Source organism: Chryseobacterium sp. II3a (genome assembly GCF_057815135.1).
On record NZ_JBYPZJ010000001.1, the window covers coordinates 362,547 to 389,487 of the forward strand.

General features: G+C 35.4%; 20 protein-coding genes. 17 read left to right on the top strand and 3 right to left on the bottom strand.

Annotated features, from left to right (window positions below):
* The first annotated feature begins 69 nt into the window (after nt 1–69).
* The 11 genes from AC3HD6_RS01755 (at nt 70) to AC3HD6_RS01805 (ending at nt 18,036) form a co-directional block, all read left to right on the top strand.
* Entirely contained in the window at nt 70–510 is a 441-nt protein-coding gene (locus tag AC3HD6_RS01755) for a hypothetical protein (protein WP_488894791.1), read from the top strand.
* A gap of 15 nt (nt 511–525) precedes the next feature.
* Nucleotides 526–1,176, top strand: a complete 651-nt coding sequence (locus AC3HD6_RS01760; RefSeq protein WP_488894792.1) for a hypothetical protein — start codon at nt 526–528, stop codon at nt 1,174–1,176.
* 148 nt (nt 1,177–1,324) lie between these two features.
* Nucleotides 1,325–2,119, top strand: a complete 795-nt coding sequence (locus AC3HD6_RS01765; protein WP_488894793.1) for a thymidylate synthase — start codon at nt 1,325–1,327, stop codon at nt 2,117–2,119.
* Between the two features lie 97 nt (nt 2,120–2,216).
* The gene (locus tag AC3HD6_RS01770; RefSeq protein WP_488894794.1) at nt 2,217–3,656 is read left to right on the top strand and encodes a hypothetical protein; all 1,440 of its coding nucleotides are present in this window, start codon (nt 2,217–2,219) and stop codon (nt 3,654–3,656) included.
* Between the two features lie 328 nt (nt 3,657–3,984).
* Nucleotides 3,985–4,203: a hypothetical protein gene (locus tag AC3HD6_RS01775; RefSeq protein WP_068944240.1), complete on the top strand. Its 219-nt coding sequence runs from the start codon at nt 3,985–3,987 to the stop codon at nt 4,201–4,203.
* 23 nt (nt 4,204–4,226) lie between these two features.
* Nucleotides 4,227–6,737, top strand: a complete 2,511-nt coding sequence (locus tag AC3HD6_RS01780) for a M1 family metallopeptidase (protein WP_488894795.1) — start codon at nt 4,227–4,229, stop codon at nt 6,735–6,737.
* 225 nt (nt 6,738–6,962) lie between these two features.
* Nucleotides 6,963–8,291 carry a hydroxymethylglutaryl-CoA synthase family protein gene (locus tag AC3HD6_RS01785; protein ID WP_488894796.1) on the top strand — a complete coding sequence of 443 codons (1,329 nt, stop codon included), beginning with the start codon at nt 6,963–6,965 and terminating at the stop codon, nt 8,289–8,291.
* 417 nt (nt 8,292–8,708) lie between these two features.
* On the top strand, nt 8,709–11,591 hold the full coding sequence (locus AC3HD6_RS01790) for a SusC/RagA family TonB-linked outer membrane protein (RefSeq protein ID WP_488894797.1): 2,883 nt from the start codon (nt 8,709–8,711) through the stop codon (nt 11,589–11,591).
* An 11-nt stretch (nt 11,592–11,602) separates the two neighbouring features.
* Nucleotides 11,603–13,195 (top strand): RagB/SusD family nutrient uptake outer membrane protein, encoded by a 1,593-nt coding sequence (locus tag AC3HD6_RS01795; protein ID WP_488894798.1) that lies wholly within the window; start codon nt 11,603–11,605, stop codon nt 13,193–13,195.
* Nucleotides 13,196–13,753: 558 nt separating this feature from the next.
* Entirely contained in the window at nt 13,754–16,555 is a 2,802-nt protein-coding gene (locus AC3HD6_RS01800) for a SusC/RagA family TonB-linked outer membrane protein (RefSeq protein WP_488894799.1), read from the top strand.
* A 14-nt stretch (nt 16,556–16,569) separates the two neighbouring features.
* Nucleotides 16,570–18,036 carry a RagB/SusD family nutrient uptake outer membrane protein gene (locus AC3HD6_RS01805; protein WP_488894800.1) on the top strand — a complete coding sequence of 489 codons (1,467 nt, stop codon included), beginning with the start codon at nt 16,570–16,572 and terminating at the stop codon, nt 18,034–18,036.
* Nucleotides 18,037–18,152: 116 nt separating this feature from the next.
* On the opposite strand, the gene AC3HD6_RS01810 is transcribed toward AC3HD6_RS01805, so the two are convergent.
* Nucleotides 18,153–19,079, bottom strand: coding sequence for an AraC family transcriptional regulator (locus AC3HD6_RS01810; protein ID WP_488894801.1), 927 nt, complete (start codon nt 19,077–19,079; stop codon nt 18,153–18,155).
* Nucleotides 19,080–19,259: 180 nt separating this feature from the next.
* On the opposite strand from AC3HD6_RS01810, the gene AC3HD6_RS01815 reads away from it, so the two are divergent.
* From AC3HD6_RS01815 to AC3HD6_RS01825, 3 genes are all read left to right on the top strand, one after another.
* The gene (locus tag AC3HD6_RS01815) at nt 19,260–20,789 is read left to right on the top strand and encodes an aldehyde dehydrogenase family protein (RefSeq protein ID WP_488894802.1); all 1,530 of its coding nucleotides are present in this window, start codon (nt 19,260–19,262) and stop codon (nt 20,787–20,789) included.
* Nucleotides 20,790–21,031: 242 nt separating this feature from the next.
* Nucleotides 21,032–22,066 carry an alcohol dehydrogenase AdhP gene (adhP, locus tag AC3HD6_RS01820; RefSeq protein ID WP_488894803.1) on the top strand — a complete coding sequence of 345 codons (1,035 nt, stop codon included), beginning with the start codon at nt 21,032–21,034 and terminating at the stop codon, nt 22,064–22,066.
* Between the two features lie 72 nt (nt 22,067–22,138).
* Nucleotides 22,139–22,522, top strand: coding sequence for a DUF779 domain-containing protein (locus tag AC3HD6_RS01825; protein WP_488894804.1), 384 nt, complete (start codon nt 22,139–22,141; stop codon nt 22,520–22,522).
* Nucleotides 22,523–22,916: 394 nt separating this feature from the next.
* On the opposite strand, the gene AC3HD6_RS01830 is transcribed toward AC3HD6_RS01825, so the two are convergent.
* Nucleotides 22,917–24,116 carry a dicarboxylate/amino acid:cation symporter gene (locus AC3HD6_RS01830; protein ID WP_488894805.1) on the bottom strand — a complete coding sequence of 400 codons (1,200 nt, stop codon included), beginning with the start codon at nt 24,114–24,116 and terminating at the stop codon, nt 22,917–22,919.
* 93 nt (nt 24,117–24,209) lie between these two features.
* Here AC3HD6_RS01830 and AC3HD6_RS01835 point away from each other — a divergent pair, with 93 nt between their 5' ends.
* From AC3HD6_RS01835 to AC3HD6_RS01845, 3 genes are read left to right on the top strand one after another with little or no spacing between them, the layout of a single operon-like run.
* A complete protein-coding gene (locus tag AC3HD6_RS01835; protein WP_488894806.1) occupies nt 24,210–25,121 on the top strand; it encodes a DnaJ C-terminal domain-containing protein in 912 nt (303 codons plus the stop codon).
* 3 nt (nt 25,122–25,124) lie between these two features.
* Nucleotides 25,125–25,427, top strand: a complete 303-nt coding sequence (locus AC3HD6_RS01840; protein ID WP_488894807.1) for a chaperone modulator CbpM — start codon at nt 25,125–25,127, stop codon at nt 25,425–25,427.
* Between the two features lie 35 nt (nt 25,428–25,462).
* Nucleotides 25,463–25,990, top strand: coding sequence for a hypothetical protein (locus AC3HD6_RS01845; RefSeq protein WP_488894808.1), 528 nt, complete (start codon nt 25,463–25,465; stop codon nt 25,988–25,990).
* A 255-nt stretch (nt 25,991–26,245) separates the two neighbouring features.
* On the opposite strand, the gene AC3HD6_RS01850 is transcribed toward AC3HD6_RS01845, so the two are convergent.
* Nucleotides 26,246–26,821: a hypothetical protein gene (locus AC3HD6_RS01850; protein WP_488894809.1), complete on the bottom strand. Its 576-nt coding sequence runs from the start codon at nt 26,819–26,821 to the stop codon at nt 26,246–26,248.
* Nucleotides 26,822–26,941: the final 120 nt, after the last annotated feature.

A 26,941-nucleotide genomic window follows, 5' to 3' on the forward strand; every position in this document is an offset into this window, starting at 1 on the left:
TTAAATGGTACTATATTTCCCTCCGCTGGAGGGGTGTCAAAATCGCATCACCACTATTCCCACATTACAATGAACAAACAGGAAATAATAAATAAAGTTAAAGCTAAAATAGCAGACAAGATCCAGTACTTCGAAAATCTGATTGCAGAAACCCGTGCTTCCAATAATGATACAAAAAGCTCTATGGGAGACAAGTATGAAACCGGAAGGGAAATGCTTCAGCAGGAAATCAATAACCTGCAGCGGCAGCTTAATGAAGTACTGAATCAACAGGGAATTCTACAAAAGATAACTTCAGATCCTTCTGATAAAGTTCAGAACGGTGCTTTGGTGAAAACAAATAAAGGGTTATTTTATGTATCAGCTTCTATGGGAGAATTTCTTTTTGATAACCAAAAGATTATGACGGTATCTGCAGAATCTCCTTTAGTAAAAGCAATGTTTGGCAAGAAAATGGGTGAGAGATTTACCATAAACAATATCGATCAGCATATTGAACATATTTGGTAAATTAATTTTAATCATATGAAATTTAAAAACTTACTCCTTTTTGCCTTTTTATTGGGTGGTTTGTTAATCAATGCACAGGTTCGTGCAACTATTTCCGGAAGAACCTATGACCTGGAAACTGTAAAGCTTACTGTAGATGGTTTTGTGATCACGCTTAATGCTGACGGATCAATTTCCGATTTCAATGCTCCTGACTTAAACGGTAAAATTGAATATTATGAGGATACTGTTTTTGATAAGATTAAATATGGAAAACTTAAAAGCATAGGGGGTGTAAAAATAGATTACTGGGACGATTCTGCTTTTAATAGAGACAAAGCAGGAAAGCTGAAAAGTATGGGAAATATCGCTGTAGATTATTGGGATGATTCGGCATTTACCAGAGAAAAAGCAGGGAAAGTAAAGAGGATTGGAAACCTTACTATAGATTACTGGGCTGATGATATCATGGATAACAGCAGACTTGGGAAATTGAAGACAATAGGTGATATCTCCATAGATTACGGAATGAAAGATATCATTGATGAGAGTAGGTTTCAGAAACTTGTGAAGTTTGGTCCTGTAAAACTGGAATATTCAAATGATAAATTTATAGATAAAAACAGATATGGTCAGTTGAAATCAATCAGTGGAAATAGTGAGAAAATTAGTGTTTCTGTTTTGTAGTTTCAGAATTATCCTAACCGCCTGGAAGTATTGAATATACCGTTTTTTAATAGGTAAAAGATATATCTCTTATAAGAAGCATCCATTAACCGGGTGCTTTTTTTTGATGCTTTTTTTTACTAAATTTGACCCATAAATCCCCTTCAAAATGCAAAACTACCTGGATCTTTTACAGCATATTTTAGACAACGGAACTGATAAAACCGATAGAACCGGTACTGGTACAAGAAGTGTTTTCGGGTATCAGTTAAGATATGATTTGTCAAAAGGGTTTCCTTTGGTAACTACAAAAAAAGTGCATTTAAAATCCATTATCTATGAATTGCTTTGGTTTCTGAAAGGAGATACCAATATCAAATATCTTAAAGATAATGGAGTAAGCATCTGGGATGAATGGGCTGATGAAAATGGTAATTTAGGACCTGTTTATGGAGCACAGTGGAGAAGCTGGAATGGAGCAGACGGAAAGGTCGTTGATCAGATCACTGAGGTAATCGATCAGATCAAGAAGAACCCGGATTCCAGAAGATTGATTGTATCTGCATGGAACGTTGCGGAAATTCCGAATATGGCTTTGGCTCCTTGTCATGCGTTATTTCAGTTTTATGTTGCAGATGGGAAGTTATCACTACAATTATATCAGAGAAGTGCAGATGTTTTCCTCGGTGTCCCGTTCAATATTGCAAGCTATGCATTGTTATTGATGATGGTAGCTCAGGTTTGCGATCTTGAAGTAGGTGATTATGTTCACAGCTTTGGAGATGTTCACATTTACAACAACCATTTCGAACAGGTAAGCAGGCAGCTTTCAAGAGAAACAAGACCACTTCCTACCATGAAATTGAATCCTGATGTTAAAAATATCTTTGATTTCGATTTTGAAGACTTTACCTTGGAAAATTATGATCCGCATCCGGGGATCAAGGCTCCTGTAGCTATTTAATCTCATCCCTGCCTTATTATTTTTTGTAATTGACAGATTTCTATTATTTTTGATGTTTGTGAGAATCTAATGATCACCACAGATGTTGAAAAATAATATGAAAAAAAAACAAAGCAATACATATCTGATATTTTTGAATATCCTGATCATTGTTTACAACCTTTATATCTGGCTGTCAATTTTCAGAGAAAAGGTAATTGTTGCAGATGATTTAAAAGAAGTTTATAACGCTAAATATGTCTCTAAGCCTTATTTCAGTTATATATATTCTTATCTGGATGCCTCCAATATGGCTGCAAGGCCGGTATCAGGATTTGTAACAGGGACTTTGGTTTTTCTCTCGCAGTATAATGCTTCCATTTATCTTTTAGGAATACTGTTTTTTCCACTTTCATTGATTGCTGTTTATGGGGTGGCTCAAAAAATACTGTCAAAAGAACTGGCGAGTCTGATCACTTTGCTGTATTCGTGTTCCTTAATTGGGACGAGTATTCAGTTTTCCCCGATTATGCTGAATTCCAACCTGGCAACTATATTCTTCTGTATAAGTATTTATTATGTTTATATCCGAAAAAATATTATACTCAGTGCCCTGTTTTTTATACTTTCTATATTAAGTTATGAGATTTTCCTGCCGCTTATTCTCTTGAATCTATTTCTAATAAAAGAAAATAAAAAAAGGATAATATTCCTGTTTTTAACTGCTGGAGTAATTATTCTTTTCAGAAAAGTAATTCAGCCTGGGATATTTGCACATTCTTATCAAAGGGATGAAGTAGGGAAGCTCTTTGAATGGGAAAGAGTAGTACAGGTAACTATTTTAACGGCAAAGCTGTTTTTAAAAGATATTTTTGTAGGAATTTATAAAGGGATACTGAATCTTAAAAACCTCCATATTATAGAAGTTATTTTGGCTTTGGTTATGTCTTCCGCTATTTATAAAGTATTTTCCGGCTATGATTTTAAAAACAAATTGAAGGACATTAAAAGTATAGGATTAATTTCTATGATTTCAATAATCCTTGCAGTAAGTGTTTTTTATGTTTCAGCCTATATTCCGACCCTTTTTGGTTTTGATAACCGAAGCCTTGGTGCAATAAGACTTTTTTATACAATTTTTATCATTTCAGGAATCATTTATGTGTCTTTTAAACTGAAGTTGGGAAATAAAATAACCGGTTCCCTTTTGGCGGGAATTGCCTTTCTTTTACTTACTACCAATATGAGTGTAAAAAATGCCTGGATCTATGCCAATCAGTTTAATCTTAACATGTTTAACGAATTGAGTAAAACATTGAAAACAGAGCATATTGAAAGCGGAGTAGTATGCTTGAGATATGATATGCTCACTGAATTGAAGACCAATCCGCACTTTATTTTGAGAGAACCTATTTTTTACAACAACTGGGAATGCCGTATGCTGTCTGAAATGAATGGTATTGATGCTAAAAAAGTATATATTTTTAATGCCGACAGACAAACAAAATGTGAGATGGTATTTCTGTATCAAAACGGGAAGATCATTAGAGAGAAGTGATGTATTGGAATAGAAAGCCTGAAGCTGGAAGCTAGAAGTTATTTCAGCCGGAAAATCACTTTCATTTTATGATTGGTAACTGCTTCCTGTTGTTCCGAATGAAATGAAGAATCTCCTGAAGTTCATAGTTCTTCAGCATCCCTTAGAAAAATATCACGTAGTATTTAGTTGGATAGTAACTTGCATCCTCCAATATCTCTTTTTTTACAATAATCTCCTGTAAAAAAGCACCAAGAGGGCTATTCTTTCCAAAATAAGTTTTAAATTTGAAAGAACTATATTCCAGTCCTTTAACAAAAAGGCTCATTATAAATCCAAGCACAAGATCATGAAGTATTTAAAAATAAATATTGAAGAGAATGCCGATCCAGAAGTCCTGAAAAATATTGTACTTCAATTAAAGGGCGTTGCTTCAGCAGAAATCGTTGATGATGAAAATCCGGAAAGTGAACTGAAAAAAGCTTTTGCCAAAACAAAAGAACAGCTGAAAACAGGTGACTATGAAACCTTAGTCAATGATATTTTCGATATCATAATAAAAAAATAACTCTAAAATTATAAAGTAGACAGATGAGAAAGGCCATTCTATCGATTGCGATACTGGGAATCATGTTTTCCGCTAATGTATCAGCGCAAACCGAAACCTCAGGAAGAGAGAAAGTATACAGAGCAACCCATACCAAAGTAACAGAATTAAAACACACTAAGCTAAAGGTAAACTTCGACTATCAAAAAGAACAGATGAATGGAGAAGAATGGCTTACTGCTTCACCTTATTTCTATCCTGCCAATGAGCTGATCCTTGATGCAAAAGGAATGTTGATTCATGAAGTAGCTCTTGATAACAATGGTAAAAAATCTCCTTTAAAATACGAATATAAAGATGATATCCTGAAAATCGCGCTGGATAAAACCTATCAGAAAAATCAGGATTATACAGTCTATATCAAATATACCTCCCGTCCAAACGAAGTGAAGCAACAGGGAAGTATGGCAATTAATGATGCAAAAGGTTTGTATTTCATTAATGCTCAGGGAACAGATCCTGAACTTCCTACACAAATCTGGACACAGGGAGAAACAGAAGCTTCTTCTGCATGGTTTCCAACCATTGATAAACCTAACCAGAAAACAACTCAGGAAATCTATATGACGGTTCCTGATAAATATGTAACACTTTCAAACGGTATTCTGAAAGATTCTCAGAAAGAGGCCAATGGTCTGAGAACTGATCATTGGGTAATGGATAAAAGGCATTCTACTTATCTTTTCTTTATGGGAGTAGGAGAATATGCTATTGTAAAAGACAAATGGAAAAATGTTCCTGTTGACTATTATATTGAAAAAGAGTACGAGCCCTATGCAAAACAGATCTATGGGAACACTCCGGAAATGATTGATTTCTTCTCAAAAAGAATGAATTATGACTATCCTTGGGCAAAGTATGCACAGATTTCCGGGAGAAATTATGTAAGTGGAGCCATGGAAAATACGACAGCAACACTTCATGGAAGTGATATTCTTCAAAAACCAGGTCAGCTTATTGATGAGAATACTTGGGAAGATACCATTGCTCACGAATTGTTCCATCACTGGTTTGGGGATCTGGTTACAGCGGAGAGCTGGAGTAATCTTACTGTGAATGAATCTTTTGCTAATTATTCCGAATACCTTTGGAATGAATATAAATATGGAAAAGATCAGGCTGATTATCATCTGATGACAGATGTAGATCGATACATCCATAATCCATCTGATTTTAATAAAAATCTGGTGCGATTCAATTACTCATCCCGCGAAGATGTATTTGATCTGGTAACTTATCAGAAAGGAGGTGGAATTCTAAATATGCTGAGAAACTATTTAGGAGATGATGCTTTCTTTGCCGGAATGAATGATTACCTGAAAACTAACGAATATAATAATGCAGAAGCACATCAGCTGAGACTTTCTTTTGAGAAGGTTTCAGGAAAAGATTTGAACTGGTTCTTTAATCAATGGTATTTCGGAAGCGGAAATCCAAAGATCAACTATTCATTTACATTTGAACCCGTGAAAAAACAGGTGGTTGTCACTATCAATCAGGCTCAGGATCAAATGTTTGAATTTCCTTTGGCTATTGATGTTTATGATAATGGAAAACCGAAGAGATATAACGTTTGGGTAAATGCCGATGCAAAAAATACATTCAATTTTGATGTTTCAAAAGCTCCGGATCTGGTAAACATTAATGCAGATGGTGTTTTGCTGGCCGATATCACCGATAAGAAAACCCCGGAACAAAATCTTTTGCAGTTTACGAATTCCAAAGAGTATAAAAACAAATATAATGCTTTAGAAGGAATAAAAGATCAGACTGGAAAAAGCCCAGCTGTAACAAAATTATTGGCCGCTGCATTAAAAGATCCGTTCTTCAGAGTCAGAATTCAAGCATTGGAATTAATAGATCTTACCAATCCTGAACAACTGAAGGCACTCGGAACTGAGGTTGAAAAATTAGCATCTAATGATCCTAAAACATTGACACAGGCTGCTGCAATTGCTGCTTTGGCAAAAACAAAAGACAAAAAATACCTTCCTCTTTTTGAAAAAGGAATGAATGCTGTTTCTAATGCTGTAAAAGCAAGTTCGTTGGGAGCTGTTCTTACTACTGATCCATCAAAAGTTGATGTATTAGCAGATAAAATTGATTTGGACGGAGCATCAGACGAATTGAAGGCGCAATTGCTTCCCATTATTGTAAAAAAGAAAGTGGTTTCTCAAATGCCTAAAATTGCTTCATTGGCGGCATTTTATCCGTTTATTAAATTCCAGAATCCGGAATTGGGTAAAGCTGCAGAAGAAGGATATAATTGGATCATGTCTTCTGATAATTTGAAAGCTACTGAAAATGTAACGAAGATTTTAGGATATGCAAAAAATCAAATAGGGGATAATCCACAGGCTAAAATGATGGTCGTACAAATGCTGAAGGATGGGCTAGGAAAAAAAATGGAATTACTGAAACAGAATCCACAGAATGCAGCAAGTATCAATAAACAGATTGATGCTATTAATAAAACCATTGAAAATTATAAATAATATAAATAAGATGTAGAGCCGGCCATTGTGCCGGCTTTCTTTTTATAGATTTGTCTGATCAGGTTAATTTACGTGAATTGCACTTATAAGTAGAAGAGGTTTAAAAAGTGTTTTCATGAAATTTAGCTGGATTCTATTTATTTTTAATAATCTTACAAAAATCAGTTGTTTTCACTGCTGTTTTTTGTGTTATCTTTTATAAATTCGTTTAAAATTTAAAATATTATGAGTTTTGGAATAGAAGCGGCAAGCTATTATGTGCCTTCTTTGTATTTGGAAATTAAAGATTTAGCAGAAAAAAGGGGCATAGAACCGGCAAAATTGGAGAAGGGTCTGGGGCTTCATAAAATGGGATTACCTGACGTGCATGAGGACGCAGCAACTTTTGCAGCAGAAGCATTGTTAAGATTAATTCGTGATTATAATATTAATCCTAAAGAGATTTCAAGAATTTATATGGGTACAGAAAGTGCCCTGGATGCGGCAAAACCAACTGCTTCTTATGCAATGCAGATGGTGGAAAAAGTATTGGAAGTAGATTTTGGAGAAAGAGCTTTTAAGAACTGTGATGTAATAGACATGACTTTTGCTTGTGTGGGTGGAGTGGATGCTCTGCATAATGCGCTGGATTTTGTAAGAGTGAATCCTGAAAAAAAAGCAGTGGTGATTGCCAGTGACTATGCAAAATATGAACTGGCTTCCTCCGGAGAATATACTCAGGGAGGAGGGGCTGTTTCGTTATTGGTCTCTGCCAAGCCTGACCTTCTTGAGATTGAAAATAACTGGGGGGTTGCTACGGAAAGTGTTTTTGATTTTTTCAAACCAAGAAGACAATATATAAAAGAGGATTTAAAAGATGCGCCTGAAGTATATCCTGATAAAATAGAAATTTTTACGGATGAGCCGGTTTTTGACGGGCAGTATTCCAATCAGTGTTATCAGGATAGAATCAGAGAAGCGTATCAGCATTATAAAGAGAGTACAGGCAAAGAAAAGCCCTATGAAAACTGGAAGTATATTGTTTTCCATCTTCCTTATGCCTTCCATGGTAAAAGAGTATTCACAGAGATTTACAGTCTTGAAAATGGAATTTCCTATGAAACTCCAGATGAACAGAAAGCTGTTGCTAAATCTGAAAATTATATGCAATTAATTAATTCAGCTATTGAAAAGACTCAAAGAGCTTCTTCTGAAATTGGAAATATGTATACAGCTTCTATTTTTATGGCGTTACTTTCCGGTTTGCAGACTTCTTTTAATGAAAATGAAGATCTATCAGGAAAAGAAATTGGATTCCTTGGATATGGAAGTGGTTCCAAATCAAAGGTTTTTGCCGGTAAGGTATCTGCTCATTGGAAAAAGGTGGTAGAAAAATGGAATTTATTCGAAAATCTGCATCATAGAAAGGCCATTGATTTTGAAACCTATGAAAAGCTTCACAGAAAGCAATTAATTCAGTCTGTAAATCCCGATTACAAGGGATTTGGTCTTATTTCTATAGAAACTGAAAATCCTGTTTTAGTTGGAGCCAGATATTATGGCTGTCAAAAATAGAAATAAAAACTCATTTTATAAAAAGCATTCCTAAAATTGGAATGCTTTGTTTTTTTAATATCATTTTTGGGGTTATTTTTATTAATTTACTATCGAATTAGTTGTTTTTAACATAAATCCATCATTTGTGATATTGAATTTTATTCATTTAATTTTAATTTTTAATTAATTTTTTTCTTTTAAATATTGTTTTTAATTAATGTTGATTGAAAATTTAATTGTTGTTAATATTATGTTAAAGTTAAATTAACTATTATTGTTTTCATTTATTAATCTAAATTAGTTTTTATTTTACATTATTTATTTGTTTTTAATGTAAAATGTTAATTTAAATTTATTTTTTAACAAAGTTTTATTATTTGAAACTTTCTTTCTTATTAACATATTTGTCTTCGGAATATCTTAAAATTTGTTAATATGAATGGGAAATTATCTGTGCTAAGTGCGGGGGTTCTATTTTTTATAGGACAGGGCATTATGGCGCAAAAGGTAAAAAAGGACACGATTTCCACGAAGGAAATTGATGAGGTCCTGGTAGTAGGATATGGTACTCAGAAGAAAAAAGAAATTACAGGTGCTGTAACTTCTATTAAAGCTGCTGATGTTGCCACTATAGCTGCTCCAAGTTTTGAACAACAGCTGGCTGGTAAAGCTGCCGGGGTTCAGATTACCAGTACAACTGGAATTTTAGGGGAGGCTCCAAGAGTAAGAATTAGAGGAGTAGCTTCTATAAACTCTGGTACTTCACCTTTGTACATTGTTGATGGAGTTCCTATTTTCTCAGGAGATATCGGAGGACAGACAGCTACTAACGGGTTAGGGGATATCAATCCTAATGATATTGAAACTTTTGAAGTTTTAAAAGATGGAGCCGCAACAGCAATCTATGGCTCAAGAGCTGCTAATGGGGTAATTCTGATAACCACTAAGAAAGGGAAAGGAGGAAGACTAAGTCTGAATTTTAGCAATTATGCTGGATATGCAATGCCGGTAGGTTTGTATAAATTACTTCAGACTCCAGAGTTTATAACAATTTCAAATGAAAAAAGATCAAACGCTGGTCAGTCTGCTATTGCTGTTGGAACAGAATATAATACGGATTGGCAGAAAGCTGTTTTAAGGTCTGCGGCTTTTCAAACAGATAATACTTTATCTGCATCAGGTTCTTTTGGGAAATCCAATTATTATACTTCCATTGGATATACAAATCAGGAAGGAATTGCGCTTCCTAATGAAATGAAAAGATATTCTACTCGTGCCAATATTGATCATCAGGCATTTGATTGGTTGAAAATTGGTACAAATGTTAGTTTTACCAAGACAGAATATGTAGGATTAAATACAGGTGCTTCATCTTTGTCTGGAAATATTTATAATGCGACTAAGCAGTTACCTAATACACCAATCTTTAATCCTAATCATCCAACAGGATATAATATCGATACCACTGACCCTAGAGTTGTAGGGAAATGGCAAAACTTAGCACTTGCAGGTGATAATATTACAAATATTGTATATGCGCTTAATAATAATAAACAGGAATCCAGTGTAAATAGATTGATAGGATCTGTATATTCTGATTTAAGACTGCTTCCTTATTTAAATTATAGACTTCAAGTGAGTGTTGACCAGTCTCAGACTAAAGGATTTATCTATTGGAATCCTGTGCATGGTGACGGTCGTGGATCTAATGGATATATCAGAAATGATTTTTCTGATTATCTGAGAACTAATATACAGAATGTTCTAACCTTCAATAAAACTTTTGCTGAAAAACATAACATTACTGCAGTAGCGGTTTATGAATATCAGAAACAGAAGTTGCAAAGTTTTTATGGTGGCGGGATAGGGTTGTCTACTCCTTTCTTCAATAATGGAATTATTACTAGTTCTGTGGCAACGCCGCAGTCCGGTGGAGGGATCACAGAACAGGGTATCCTGTCTTATGCTGGAAGATTTAATTATAACTATGCAGGTAAGTATTTCTTGCAAGCCTCTATAAGAAGGGATGGACTTTCTTCATTACCAACTAAAAATAAATGGGGTAATTTCCCAGGAGTATCTGTAGGGTGGACTGTGAGTAAGGAAAACTTTATGGAAAAAATTAACAATGTGATTTCTGATTTTAAAGTAAGAGCTTCTTATGCAAAAGTTGGAAATACTGATATTGGTAATTATCCATACATGGGACTGTTTAGTAATTATAAATATGCAGATTATACAGGGGTAGCTTATTCACAGATTTATAATCCTGAATTAAAATGGGAGGCTAGTGACAAGTATGATGTTGGAGTAGATTTTTCAATGTTGAAAAATAAATTAAAACTGACTTTTGATTATTTCGAAAATAAGATTTCAGATATGATTCTGGATGCTCCATTGGCTCCATCATTAGGGGTTCCTAATAATAGTATTTCCATGAATATTGGAGATATGAAGAATAAAGGATTTGAATTTTCAGCAGATTACAGTGTGATTAACACTGAAAGATTTGGTTTAGATATTAATGCTAACCTGACATTAATGAGTAATAAAGTGTTAGCTCTGGCCAATAATAATTCTGATATTTTCCCTACTGCCAATAATATTATCCGTGTGGGAGAATCCTTAAGGTCTATTTATGGATACGAGTACTGGGGTGTGAATGTTGCTAATGGTAACCCTGTTTATTATAAAGCAGATGGTAGTTTGGTTCAGGGCCTTGTTGGTAAAGGAGTTTATGCTGTATTTGATCCTTCCAATCCTAATGACGTTAGCAAATCGTCTTCATTGGTATTGTCTGATAAAAAAGTATTAGGAAATACCTTGCCAAAGTATTTTGGGGCAGTTAGCCTTAGGTTTAGATTTTATGACTTTGATTTAGGAACTACTGTTCGTTTCAGTGGTGGGAATAAGATCTTTAATGCAACAAGAAGAGATTTGATGACGTTGAACTTTAATAATAACTCAACGGAGATTCTAGGAAGATGGCAAAGTCCAACTAATCCGGGAGATGGATGGACGCCAAAATTGTATGCTGCTGATAATACATTTTCTAATCTTACAAGTAATGCTACATCAAGATTCCTTGAGGATGGTAGTTTTGTGAAGTTTGATATCATCAGTTTAGGGTACAACTTTCCGAAGGACATTCTTAAAAATGTTGGAATTAGAGGGTTAAGAATTTATTTCCAAGCTCAGAATGCTTTTATCATTACTAAATATAAAGGACTTGATCCTGAAATGGAATCTGCGGGAGTAGATTATAATGGCTCACCTCGTCAAAGAGTATTCAGTATGGGCTTTAATGTTTCATTATAAATAAGGTAACAATGAAAAATAAAAATATAATAAAAATAGGACTGTCAGTTTTATCGGTATCATTATTAATGGCTACAGCAAACTCATGTTCGGATAGAGAAACGTTGGATTTGCAGCCTTATAATAATGTTTATGAAGATGTTGCTTTTACAACACCTGTGAATGTTGATCTTGCTGTTATGGGGGTATATAATGCTGCTCAGAATGGCGTTTATAAAACGGCGCCTGATGCAGCTAATACTCCTAGAGGGTATGTGTTTGGAGCTGCTTATGTGGAGCAGAATGATATGCGTGGTGAAGATATGGTGAATACATCAACTTTTTACCAATTAACTTATACAGCAACCTACGACGGAGGGTCTCCTAATAATTCGTACTATTGGACAAATGCTTATGGATTGGTTAATAAAGCAAATATCACAATAGATGGGTTGAAGAAAGCTGGAGAGACTGGTGTTATTACAGCTGCTGTACGTGATAATTATTTAGGGGAAATGTATTTTTTAAGAGCTTTAGCTCATTTGGAATTGTTAAAGCACTTCTCACGTCCTTATAATTTTACAGCTGATGCTGGACATCCAGGAGTTCCATATCGTACAACTGCAATTAATAGCCCAGCAGCTATTGAAACTGCACTTAAAGTAGGAAGGGGAACTGTCGCTGAAACTTATACTAAAATTCTTGCTGATTTGGATCAGGCAGAAATTTTGACAGTGTCTAGAAAATCAAGAAATGGTAATATTAAAATTACCAGAGCTACTAAAGAGGCTGCTATTGCTTTAAAAGTTAGAGCATATCTTAATATGAGAAAATGGGATAAAGTGCTTACAGAAGGAGCGAAGTTAAGTGCTGTTTATAGTCTTACTGTGACTCCTGAAATCCCATTTTTAAAAGAAAGTAACTATAATAATACAGAGTCTATTTTTAGTATTGAAAATTCAGCAAATACTAACCCTGGTACTAATGCTGGACTTGCATCTATATATAATGACAGATCTCTGGTTTGTATTAGTCCTGCTATTTGGAGAAATCCACGATGGATGACTAATGATAAAAGAAGAAGGGATACTTTAATGGTAAGAACTGCGGCTTCAGGGGTTAAATTTGTTAATAAATACAAAGATACTAGTGGCTTGTCAGATGGGTCTCCAATCATGAGATATGCCGAAGTTATTTTATCTATGGCGGAAGCTAATGCCAGACTAGGTAATACAGCAATGGCAATTACTCAGTTGAATCAAGTGAGAAACAGGTCGTTGGCTACTCCGGCTACTCAGCAATATACAGCAGCTTCGTTTACTGATGTTGCTTCTTTAGTAGATGCTATTATAACAGAAAGAAGAATTGAATTTTTAGGAGAGGGGATGAGATGGGGAGATATCCACCGATTGCTATATGATGATTTAGTACCTACTCCTGGTATTCCTGCTAAAATGGCAAATGCTATGCCTACTGGGGCTTCTTTTACTTTAGGAACTCCATATACAGGACCATTGGGGGTTGCAATGATTCCTAAAACAGATTTCAGAGTTTTATGGCCGCTTCCTAACGAGGAAGTTGTGAATAATCCGACACTGGCGGCACAACAAAATCCGGGTTGGTAAAAAATGAATTTCCAAGATTGGTTTAAATAAAACAGTTTATTTTGTGAAAAATATAAAATAAATGGCAAAATAAAGTCAGAAAATATTCTCAAAAGTAAGCTGGTTTAGACTAATTTCTGGATATCATATATTAACAGATTTTTAATATTATTTTCACGGAGACTGCCTTTTTAGGCAGTCTTCCTGATTTTTATCAGGTTATTTTTCACGTTGTTTTAAGAAAAAGTACGCTTTTTTTTACTGATTTTAGGCAAAAATCGGAGATTGGTTATTTTATTTTTTTCGCTTATATAAATGTTTATTGTTAATTTTTTTCATTTAATATTTTAAATTAATGTACATTAATTTTTATTTTGATTTTCTTTAAAATCCCACTAATGCTTAAAATGTTTTATTATTTGCTAAAATTTAAATTATAATTAAACTTTTTCTTTACTGTTTTTTAGAGTTATTTGAGAATAACCCTTATCTGGTGGGCGGTTTTCAGGTTTTAATAAATTGATGGTATTAATATTTATTAACATATTTGTCCCCTTGAATATATTAAAATCTGTTAATATGAATGTGAAGTTACATGTATTAAGTGCTGGAGCTTTGTTTTTTTTAGGACAAGCTGCCTATGCGCAAAAATCTAAGAATGATTCTATTCTGAAGGAGAATAAGATCGATGAGGTAATCGTTACTGGATATCAGAAGAAAAAAGCAGATGAAATTACCCAGGCTCAGGCCGTTGTAAGTGGAGATGCTATCAGAAGAAACTCTCCTACAACATCTATCGGAAACTCTTTACAGGGTAGAGCTTCAGGGGTATATGTACAAAGTGCTACCGGACAGCCGGGTTCTGCCGCTACTATTATGGTAAGAGGGGTTGCTGGTGTTGGTGGTTCTTCTGAACCTACTTATGTAGTAAATGGTATGTACATGACTGCTAGACAGTTTAGTGCAATCAACCCTGCAGACGTAGAATCAATTTCTGTTCTTAAAGATGCGGCTGCTACGGCTCAGTATGGTGCGAGAGGAGCAAACGGGGTAGTTGTAGTAACAACTAAAGCTGGAAAAGTTGGGAAAACTAACTATTCATTTGAAAGTAAGTTTGGTTTCAGTGAAAAGCTGAAGGATAAGAACTTTACAATGATGAACGCCAGAGAGTTAATGAACTACCAGAATGAGTTAGGATACTTAAAAGTAGTGCCAAGATCTCAGGCGGAAATCGATGCTCTTGCTGCTTATGACCACAACTGGCAAAAAGATCTTTTGAGACCTTCAAGCATTCAGTCTTATTTGTTTAGTGCACAGGGAGGATCCAGAGAAAGTACATTCTACTATTCATTAGGATATGATGCTGATAATGGTATTCTTAAAGACCTAGACGGGCTTAAGAGATATACAGGTAACTTCGGATTCACTAATAAACTGAGCGAAAAGTTAAACGTTGGAGTTAACCTTGGTGTTCAGTATCAGGTTACAGAAAACTTCAGAGACAGAAATAATACACAGAACCCATTTGCGGCAATGTATAAATATGCTCCTTACGAGCCAATTTATAACCCAGATGGAAGCTACAATCAGAAAATGAGAGCGGGTTCTAACACTGTAGAGCAGATCCGTAATAACAGATCTGAAGATCAGAGATTAAGAATCCCGGTAACTTTATTCGGAGAATATAAGATCACGAACGGATTGAAATTTAAAACGAATTTCAATGGGCTTTACGACTGGTATATGAATACCACGTGGATGAAAAAGGGATCTAACCTGGATTTAACTACCAACAAAGTTCCTACAGGTTCATTAGCGAAAAACTCATTCTATGCGTTTAACTATACATGGAACAACTCATTAAACTATAAGAAATCATTCGGAAAACATAACTTTGACTTCTTAGGATTTATCGAATATAACGATAACTTCACTGAAACAGTGAATGCAAGTGCTTATGGATTAAAATCTACAAATCTTAGTGTTCCTTCTATCACGACTCCTTCAGACAGAAATACATTTACCGGATCTAAAATCAGAAATACTCTTTTCAGTTTAGCAGGTATGGTAAACTATGATTATGAAGGTAAATATTTAGCAACTGCCTCATTAAGAAGAGATGCTTCTTCAAGATTTGGATCTAATAACAAGAGCGGCATCTTCTGGTCAGCAAGTGCTGCTTGGAATATTGCTAAAGAAGACTTCATGAAAGGTGGTTTCATCAATGATTTGAAACTTAGAGGTTCTTATGGTACAACCGGGAATGACGGTTCATTATCTGATTATTATAACGTAGCGAATGTTGGTTTCGATTTATACGGAAATAACGCGGCTTTATTTCCTGGAACTTATAACACTACCGAAAAAGTTTATATCATTGGTAACCAGAATCTGAAATGGGAATCTAATGCTGTAACCAACGCAGGGGTTGACTTTGTAATGTGGAAGAGAAGAATTCGTGGATCCGTAGAAGTTTACCAGAACAAGAGAAAAGATTTCGTACAACTAGTACCATTAGATAAGCAGGAAGGATCATATTACCAATATATCAATGCTGGTGATATGACTCAGAAAGGTCTTGAAGCTGAATTAAGTGTAGACGTGATGAGAAAGAAAGATTTCCAATGGACTGTACGTGCTAACATCTCTTTCCAGAAATCAACTCTTGATAAACTAGCAGACGGACAGACTGAAAGAAACCTAGGATACACTTATCTTAAAGTAGGTGAAACTCCATATGTATTCTATAATGTTAGATTTGCAGGAGTAAACCCAGATAATGGAAATGCTCAATATTACGATAAAGCAGGAAACATTACAGAAAAATATAGTGCTTCTGATGCTGTTGCACTTACAGATAAATCTCCTTTCCCAACAAGCTTCGGAGGTTTTGGAACTACCCTTCAATATAAAGGATTCGATTTCAGTGCAGACTTCACATTCAAGTTAGGAGGTTATACATATAACAACATGTATTCTCTTGCTGTTGACCCAACCCAGGCTAAAGCGGGAAGAAACATGGCGCAGGCAGCTGCTAATATGTGGAGAACTCCAGGTGATACGGGGGTATTCCAAAGAGTAGACTCTAACGGTATGCGTGATTCTGATCAGTGGATTGAGAAATCAGATTACTTGAGATTAAGATCCCTTACATTAGGATATACATTTGATAAAAAAGCGCTTGGAGAAGATGCTCCGATTAATAAACTGAGACTGTTTGTACAGGGGCAGAACTTATTTACATTTACTAATTTCCACGGAGAACCTGAAATTTCTGTAGGATCTGCTGAATCTGCATCATTATTTGTTCCAGGATCATTTAACCTTTATACTTATCCTGCTGTAAGAACGATCATGGTAGGAATGCAATTAGAATTTTAATATTGAATAGCTTTATGAAAAAGAATATAATAAAAATAAGTTTAGCTGCGTTGACTGTTTTTGTATCGTTAACGTCTTGTGAAAGAAATTTGGATCAGATTTCATCAGTGAATGAAGCTGAAGAGCAGGCAATGTTGAGACCAGAATCATTCAGACAGGCTTTAGATGGAGCTTATACTGCATTTAAAAGTGGAGGATATTACACGAGTGATACAGGTAGCCAGCTTATTATGGGTGATCTTACTACAGATAACCTTATTATTTCAGACGGTGGAAGAAACTCTAACGCTGCAGCTGCAAACTTTGAGTTCTCTGCAGATGTTTCACAGACTACAGGGTTGTTTAGTGCTGCATACGCTGTAGTAAGCAGAGCTAACTTCGTACTTTCTTATTTAAATAACGGAGTATTAACTGGTACTCAAAAAGATAATGTAGAAGCGGAAGCAAGAGCAATCAGAGCAGCTGCTCATTTTGATATCTTAAGAGCATACTCCGCTATTCCAACTCAAAACTTCAAAGCAAAGAATAAATACGGAATTTATTATTCTGAATCTTTTAATCCTTTGAATAATAATTCCTCTAGAAGTTTATCAATAGATGAATCATATAAGAAAGTCATTAATGACCTGTTACTAGCAGCTGATAAAATTACTCAGAATGATGCTGATAAAGGAAGATTCAGCAAAGCTGCTGTATACGGATTATTATCAAGAGTATATCTTTATCAGGGAGACTATGCTAATACTGTAAAATATGGTCAATTAGCTTTAGGGCTTTCTCCAAGTGTTACAACATTGGCTAACTTTAACAGTATCTGGAAAGAAAATGAAGGATTAGCTAAAATTACTGATGGAGTTTTATTCCAGATTTCAAATGCTGCACCTGAGCGTAATACAGTAGGGGTTGCTTACAACCAGTTAATTGACGGTCAGTACAGATCAGAATTTGTTGCAGATTATGATTTCTTCAATATGTTTGCTAGCAATGACGTAAGAAAAACAGCTTACTTCACTACTGCTTTGTACAACAAAAAAATGTATAACCACATTACTAAATATTCAGGTAACGGTGGACCTGTGAACATTGTTCCAGTTAAGTATCTGAGAACTGCAGAAGTATTGCTTAACGTAGCTGAAGCTTCTTACAACTTAGGAAATCAAGGGACAGCTCTTGCTTTGTTAAACCAGTTGAGAAAAGAAAGATATACTTCATTCACTCCTGGAACAGAAGCTGGGACAGCTCTTTTAGATGCTATCTTGAAAGAAAGAAGATTGGAGCTGGCTTTTGAAAATGACAGATGGTATACATTGAAAAGATTAGGGAAATCTATTAAAAGATCTAATAAAGGAGATATTGCTGATGGTACCGGAACACCTGCGATGACACAGGAACTTGCAGCAGATAGCCATTTCTGGTTATGGCCGCTTCCAATTAATGCTATTCAGGCTAACCCGAACATTCAACAGAATGATGACTATTAAGAAATAATATTTCTAATATACATAAGCAGAGTCCCATGAAAATGGGGCTCTTTTTTATTTTGAGAACCAAATCATATAAAAGAGTTAATATTAACCTTGCATCAAGATCAGCAATTTTACTCACGGATAATAATCCTGTTCTGGTAACTTTTAGGAGTAACACCCTCCAGCTGCTTAAAAACCCTCGTAAAATAATTAGTATCTGAAAATCCGGTTTGGTAAGCTGTTTCTTTAATACTATTTTGAGTGGCCAGCAATTCCTTGGCTTTGCTGATTCTTTCCTGCAGAATAAAATCATTTGGGGAAGTTCCCAGTTCATCTTTGAACATCTTAAAGAAGTTGGATTTACTTACATAAGCCAGTTTGGCTATACTTTCAATTGATAGTTTCTGGTGCAGGTTTCTTTTAATATAATCTACTACAAACCCGATTCTTGATTTATTTTTTACAATATTTCTCTCCACCATGCTTCTGGCCTGTGTCTGCATAAGCCGAATCAGGAGTTCCTTCAGTGCAAAGTCAGCCATGATATCCTTTTGCGAATTATCATCCATGGCTATTCTCATAATGTTGTTAGTAGCAGAAGCAAGCGCCTGGTTATTAAAAAGAAAATACTCATCCAGTTGAATGTTCCATTGTGAGGCTTCATCCACCTTGGGAAGATTATAGTTTAAATGATTAAGAGAACTCTCTATAAAGTCAGGATTTAAACTTAAAGAGATGCATTGTGTAGGAGTATCATCAGCCTCAGGAAAATCAATAACCATGGTTTCACCTGGCGCTACCAGAATACTTTCTCCGGGAGAATAGTCAAAATAACTGGTTTTGTTATCCAGCTTCATGTGTTTCTTACCTCTCAGCATAGCTGTAAAAGCAATATTTTCAAAATGAAGTTTCACTCCGAAAGCAGCTTTATGGGTCTCATAAATACTGAATTCACAATTGTTTAGATTGAATTTTGTCTGGTTCTCAACAAGACTCAATAATTGGTTTTCCTTGCGTAATTCAGGAGTGTTTAATAAAAACTTGCTATTATTATTCATTTCTAAATATTTTGATAAAGGCAGTAACTCAAATATAATAAATTTGATCCAACGTTACAGTTAAGAAAATAATAAAATTGAATTCTGTATTATTTTACACTTTTTTTATACGATTGTGCTATAGGTTTTTCAAGTATCCCTGTAATTTGGCAGTATCGAAAAATTAAAATAAATACTGATATGAGCACTCTTACAGAACCAAGATCAACAACACTTTTGCAGCGTCCCGAGTTCAAAAGCAGATACGATAACTATATTGACGGAAAATTTACTCCGCCCGTTAAAGGCCAATATTTTGATGTAGTTTCACCCGTTGATGGGAAGAATTTTACTCAGGTAGCCCATTCTTCAAAAGAAGACCTGGAACTGGCTGTAGATGCTGCTGAAAAGGCATTCCAGACCTGGAAAAATACGTCCGCTACAGAAAGAAGTGTCATTCTTAATAAAATAGCTGACAGAATAGAACAGAATTTAGAATACCTCGCTACAGTAGAAACCATTGATAACGGTAAAGCAGTCAGAGAAACTTTAGCAGCTGATATTCCATTGGCTATTGATCACTTTAGGTATTTTGCATCTGTCATCCGTGCAGAAGAAGGATCTCACAATGAATTGGATAAAGATACCGTTTCACTGATCGTTCATGAGCCGCTGGGAGTTATTGCACAGATCATTCCATGGAACTTCCCGATTCTTATGGCTACTTGGAAACTGGCTCCGGCATTAGCTGCTGGAAATTGTGTAGTTCTAAAACCTGCAGAAAGTACACCTGTTTCTATCATGATTCTTATGGAGCTCATAGGAGATTTACTACCGGCAGGAGTTGTCAATATCGTCAATGGCTTCGGTGCAGAGCTTGGAAGAGCGCTGGTTACCAATCCTAAGGTTTCTAAAGCTGCTTTTACAGGATCCACAGCTACAGGACGTTTGGTAATGCAATATGCTACGGAGAATATCATTCCTGTGACGTTGGAATTAGGTGGAAAATCACCTAACGTTTTCTTTAATTCTGTCATGGATGCTGATGATGAATTTTTGGATAAAGCCATTGAAGGAGCTGTACTTTTTGCCCTTAACCAGGGAGAAATCTGTACGTGCCCGTCAAGACTTCTGGTTCAGGAAGGAATAGCAGATGCTTTCATCCAAAGAGTAATCGAAAGGGTAAAAGCGATTAAAGTTGGAAATCCGCTTGATAAAACAGTAATGATGGGAGCACAGGCTTCTAAAATTCAAAAAGAAAAGATCCTTTCCTATATTCAGTTGGGAGTAGATGAAGGAGCTGAAGTATTGGTAGGGGGTGATGTGAATCATCTTGGAGAAGATCTGGAAGACGGATTCTATATTCAGCCTACGATCTTTAAAGGCAACAATAAAATGAGAATTTTCCAGGAAGAGATCTTCGGTCCTGTACTAGCCTTTACGACTTTTAAAGATGAAGAAGAAGCGGTAAAAATTGCCAATGATACCATTTACGGATTAGGAGCCGGCGTATGGACGAGAGATGCGCACCAATTGTATAATATTCCGCGTCAGATTGAAGCAGGAAGAGTTTGGGTAAATCAATACCATTCTTATCCGGCAGGAGCTCCTTTTGGAGGATATAAACAATCAGGAATCGGAAGGGAGAATCATAAAATGATGCTTGACCATTACCGTCAGACCAAAAATATGCTGATCTCCTATAATAAAAATAAGTTAGGTTTCTTTTAATATTATGTAGGACGTGCCCGATTGCCTTGGCTTTTTCCGAGGCAAACGGTCGGGCTATGCAGGGCTTCACTTCGTTTCGGTGCTCCATAATATTCCGCACCGGCTCGTTCCTCGCCGCCCTTACTATCCCTCACGCAAAAAGATACTATTAATGTACATCTACACTAAAAAGTAAATTTTTAAAATGAGAATCGGATAATTACTCAAATAACCATGATAAAAACTCACCTAAAAAATAAAATATGATCCCAAAAACGATGAAGGCTGCGGTAGTGCAAGGCTATGGCCAGCCGCTGAAGATTGAAGAAGTTCCTGTTAGAGCCCCTGGAAGATATGAAGTACTTGTAAAGGTTATAGCCTGTGGTGTTTGCCATACAGATTTACATGCAGTAGATGGAGACTGGCCGGCTAAACCTAAAATGCCCCTTATTCCCGGGCATGAAGGGGTGGGAATTGTAGTAGCTTGTGGCCCTGAAGCTTTTGTAAAAGAAGGTGATGCAGTAGGAGTGCCATGGCTTTACAGTGCCTGTGGTTGCTGTGACTATTGTATTACAGGATGGGAAACACTTTGTGAAGCTCAGAAAAATGGAGGATATAGTGTAGACGGAGGATTTGCGGAATATGTAATTGCAGATTCAAGATATGTAGGACACTTAAAATCAGATGTGAACTTTCTGGAAATCGCTCCTATTTTATGTGCTGGGGTGACAGTTTATAAAGGACTAAAAGAAACTGAAACCAAACCCGGTGAATGGGTTGCTATATCAGGAATTGGAGGTTTGGGTCATGTGGCAGTACAGTATGCAAAAGCAATGGGAATGCATGTTGCTGCTATTGATGTAGCAGATGACAAACTTGATTTGGCGAAAAAATTAGGCGCAGACATTGTTGTGAATGCAAAAAATACAGATCCTGGTGAATATCTTCATAAAGAAGTAGGAGGAATGCATGGAGCATTGATTACTGCCGTTTCGCCTATTGCATTCAAACAGGGAATTGACGTTTTAAGAAGAAAAGGAACCATTGCTCTTAACGGACTTCCGCCAGGATCATTTGAACTCCCTATTTTTGAAACTGTATTAAAGAGAATTACTGTAAGAGGATCTATCGTAGGAACCCGAAAAGATATGCAGGAAGCATTAGACTTTGCCAATGAAGGACTTGTGAAAGCTACAGTAACCTCAGCAAAATTAGAAGATATTAATGAGGTCTTTGATAAAATGAAAAAAGGGCAGATTGATGGCAGAATCGTATTAGATATTGCAGGCTCAAATTAAATAATGAAGTGATTGATCCCGGTTAAAATTTATTTACCGGGATCTTTTATAAATGCCTTTAAAATAAGAAAAATGAAAACAAAAATATCAAGACTTTCCGCCACAGAAAAGGCGCTTGAAGTTATCCGTGAACTTGAAGAAAAATATGGTCCGCTGATGTTTTACCAGGCAGGAGGCTGTTGCGAGGGAACCCAGCCGCAATGTTTCGAAAAAGGCGGATTTTTTCCAAGAATGAATGATGCCATGATCGGAACCATTAACGGACATGAATTCTGGATAGACCGCGATCTTTTTGAGTACTGGAAATACTCTCATTTTACCCTTGATGTCACTGACGGCTTCGGGCCGGGAGGTTTTTCCCTGGAAACTCCATTAGGAAAAACATTCAAAGTACAATACAGGCTTTTTACCCAGGAAGAATATGAAAATCTGGAACCCGTAAAACGCAGCGAATAAGCTTTAAAATTTGATAATTATATCACTTCATACCTGTTGTCATTGGCTACGCCGAATCTTCGATTTCTGACGAATGAAGAATCTCACCATTCCATTTCAAGATGATTTTTGCCGGATTGTATAGCTTTCTTTTCTATTAACCACATAGGAATCACATAGCTTCATCGACGATGAAATCAATTATCGCAGCTCATAAATAAAGCATTGTGATTTTTGATCTCCCGCAGATTGCACAAATTTCGCAGATATTTACGGATAAGACAATCAAAGATTTTCTGAAACTTATGTGTACTTCATACTCATCAATATTTTTAGCTTAACACTAATTAAGTGTTTAAATCTCTTGTGGTTTTTGAATTCAGAGAATCTTGTATCGTTAAATTCATATGAACGGTCAATCCTTCACAAATCGATTGACAAACATCGCGGCGACAATATCTCCCACAGAATTCAGAACAGTAGCTAAAGGATCTACCAGTGTTCCGATAATCATCACTGCCGGAATAGCTTCCTGAGGCAATTTATAGACAGAGATCATTAGCATTTCTCCAATATATCCGCCATTAGGGATTCCACCTGCTACAATACTTACAAATACAGTGATTCCCAAAGCTAAAAGTAAATTGGCCGGATCAAAAAAGTCTTTTCCAATAATTAAAAAAGCCACGTAGATTTTAATAATCGAAGACATTGAAGACCCATTTTTATGCAAGGTTGTTCCAATAGGAATCACTAGATTAGCAATAGAGTTTGGAATTCCAATCTTAGAGGCTGCCTGTAAATTGGCAGGCATGGTAGCAAAGCTGCTACAGGTACTGATAGCGGTAAGAGTTGGGTAGATGGCATTTGTCCAAAAACTCTTCACTCCTTTCTGTCCACTCGCCATAAAGGCATAAATAGAAAAGAAAACAAGAAAATAAATAATTCCGGCAACATAATATAAGCCTAAAGGTTTAGCGTAAAATCCAAAAAGCTGCGGCCCCAATGTAGAAACCTGATATGCGAAATAAGCTCCCAGACCAATTGGCGCCAGCTTCATGACCAATAAAAGAAGTTCTTTCATCACTTCATATCCTGAGGCTATAAAAATCCTGAATGGTTGTCCTGCATCTCCTGTTTTTCTGGCTGCAAACCCAGTCATGAAGGCAAAAATAAGAAGTGCCAACATGTTTTGTCTTGAAAAAAGAGCTGTAAATTCTCCTACGGTAAAGAAACTTACAATTCTATTTCCCCAACTGTCTTCGTTCGCAGCTTCGGTTATCATTTCAGAACTTCCCGAAACTCCTGAAACAGGGAACAGATAAACTGCACAGATAGTAAATATAGCAGCCGTCAGAATAAAAAACAGAAAGGTAAGTGCCATGATAAGGATGATTTTTCCAAATTTGGACTGCTGTTCCAGAGACGCTATAGAATTCGATACCGCAAAGAATACCAGAGGTACAACACTTACAAAAAGAAGATTCAGGAAAATGTCTCCCAGCGGTTTAATGTATTCCACAAAACCCGGAGCAACGATTCCTATAATACTTCCGATGGTGATTCCCAGAAGTAAAAATAAGATTCCGGAGTAGTTTTTCAGTACCTCTTTCATGTGGTAGTTTTTATCAAAGATAGGTTTATTTTTAACACTTTGTTATGCAATTTTCAGACCTAAATTTCATAAATTTGAGTAAACATCGTTTCTATGGCTTATATAGATTACTATAAAATTTTAGGCGTAGATAAAAGCGCAACTCAGGATGACATTAAAAAGGCTTACCGGAAATTAGCCAGAAAACTTCATCCAGACCTTAATCCTGATGATAAAGAATCAGAAAGAAAATTCAAAGAGCTGAATGAAGCCAATGAAGTTCTCAGTAATCCGGAAAATCGTGCAAAGTATGATAAATACGGGGAAAATTGGAAGCATGGTGAGGAGTACGAAAAAGCTCAACAGCAACAGAGACAGTATCAGCAACATCAAAGTTATGGTGGTGGTTTCTCTGGTGCGGACTTTGGAGAAGGCGAAGATTTTTCAGATTTCTTCCAGGATATGTTTGGCGGATCTGGCGGTTTTGGTAAAAGTTCAAGAGGAAGAGCTTCAGGAAAGTTCAAAGGGCAGGATGTACAGGCAGAATTAACTTTGAATTTGAAGGATGCTGCAGTAACTCATCCACAAACTTTTGAAATCAATGGTAAAAAAGTAAGAATTACAATTCCAGCCGGTGTCTATGATGGACAGAAAATCAAATTAAAAGGCCACGGAAATCCCGGAATGAATGGAGGACCTAGTGGAGATCTCTATATCACATTCAATATTCCTGTAGACCCGAATTTTGAAAGAGTAGGAGACGACCTTAAAACAAAAGTCATTATTGATTTATATACCGCAGTTTTAGGTGGAGATGTAAAGGTGAATACCCTGGATGGAAGTGTCAATCTTAAAGTTAAACCAGAAACCCAAAGCGGAATGACTGTAAGATTGAAAGGAAAAGGGTTCCCGATCTATAAGAAAGAGGGAGAGCATGGCGATCTGTTTGTAACTTATGAAGTGAAACTGCCTGTAAACCTTACCGATAAGCAGAAAGATCTTTTTGAACAACTTAAAAATTCCTAGGCTATGAGTGAAAGAATATCACGGGAAGAACTCGTAAGAATATACAATATAGAAATCACTTTTTTTGATGAGCTTGTAGATTATGGTCTGCTGAATATACAGATTGAAAATGAAGTGCATTATCTCATGTATGAAGATCTGCCTGATTTGGAAAAATTTGCCAATTGGCATTATGATCTTGAAATCAATCTTCCGGGTCTGGAGGTGATTCATAATATGTTGAAGAAACTGGATGCTTTAAAACGAAGAAACAGAGAACTAATGAATAAACTTTCTGCCATCAGTGACCAATATGAAGATATTTAGCTTAGTTTTGTAGCTTTTTAAAGCAACAATGTATTATGAGTGAGGAAAAAGTGATTATATTAAAACCTGAGAGAAAGAATTTTGAAGATATTTATTTTAGCGGCAATCAAGGAAGTCTGCTTTTTTCTCCTACCACAAAAGGCAAAACCATAACAACGATTGCAGCTGCAGTGATTTTACTTGTTGCATTTCTTTTTAAAGGATGGTTCAGCAAAGAAAGTCAGGGAATTTTATACTTTTTCAGTTTTATTTTATTGCTATGTGCCGTTTTTCTCTCTGTAAGTGTTAATAAAGTCTCAAGATGGAAAAAACAGGTTAATCATTATCTGAACACACTGGAAAAATGTAAAGTTTACGAAATAAGATTCGATCATAACTTTTTTACAGTCAATATTGATGGCGAAAAAGAAACCAGTGAATGGAAAGACTTCGAATTTTTTGACAGTAATAATGAATTCATTTCCCTTGAAGGAAAATACAGTTATATGTTTCCCAGAAAATCAATGAGTGAAAGAGATTATTCTTTCCTAAAGACCATTTTAAAAGATAGAATACAATCATAAAAAAATCAGAGCAAAATGCTCTGATTTTTTTTATAGGACATAAATTAGAAGCTCATACCAATGAAAGTATAGCCCCGCTGTTTTCGTAGACTCTTTAGTTTTTTCATCATGATTTTTTATTCATTACTACAAATATAAAAAATTCAAACCTTTTATTCTATACCTAAACATTATCCCAAAGGTTTATTTCTATTGTTCTGTTTTGTAAATGAAAACAGAACAAGAAAACCACCGCAGTTGCGGTGGTTCTATGTTTCATTTAGTATCGTTTAGTAGAGCTGATACACAATCTCTGACATTCTGTATACCTAGCTTTTGTTTAATTTCTTTCATATCCTCTTTCATATTTTTCATAGGATTACTATTACAAAAAAAAGATATTTTTGCATTTTCATTATAATTAAATGTCCAACTTCCATCGTCATTAATTATATTATCGTCAAATTTATTTAGAAAAAAGGCGTTAGTCTTCTTAGTATTTTTAAAATTTGATAACAAAATATTTTTATTCTCAACATTGTTTGCGTAGATAACTACTTTATAACCTCTATATTCAATTATTGAATCTTTTTCATTAATTTTTCCCATACAATCAAAACAATTATTATTTATATGGATATTTTTTTCTTTAAGATTATCCTCTTCATTATCAATTCCTAATTGTAAAAATGTTTTACTAGGATTAAAAATTTTATTTCTTGAAGAATAGTAATCAATATAAGTATCAACAATATTATTTACATTGATTTTTTGTGCTGAACAACTTAAAGTTGTAAATGATATAACACATAAAAATAATATCCTATTCAATATTTGCACTGGATCCATCATATCTAATATATTTTTTTAAAACAGTTGAATACACTCTTAGCTTGATATTATCATGAGCTTTTGCTACATTAACATCACAATTTTTTCCATTACAGTCAAAAGTATTTACCTTAAAGCCTT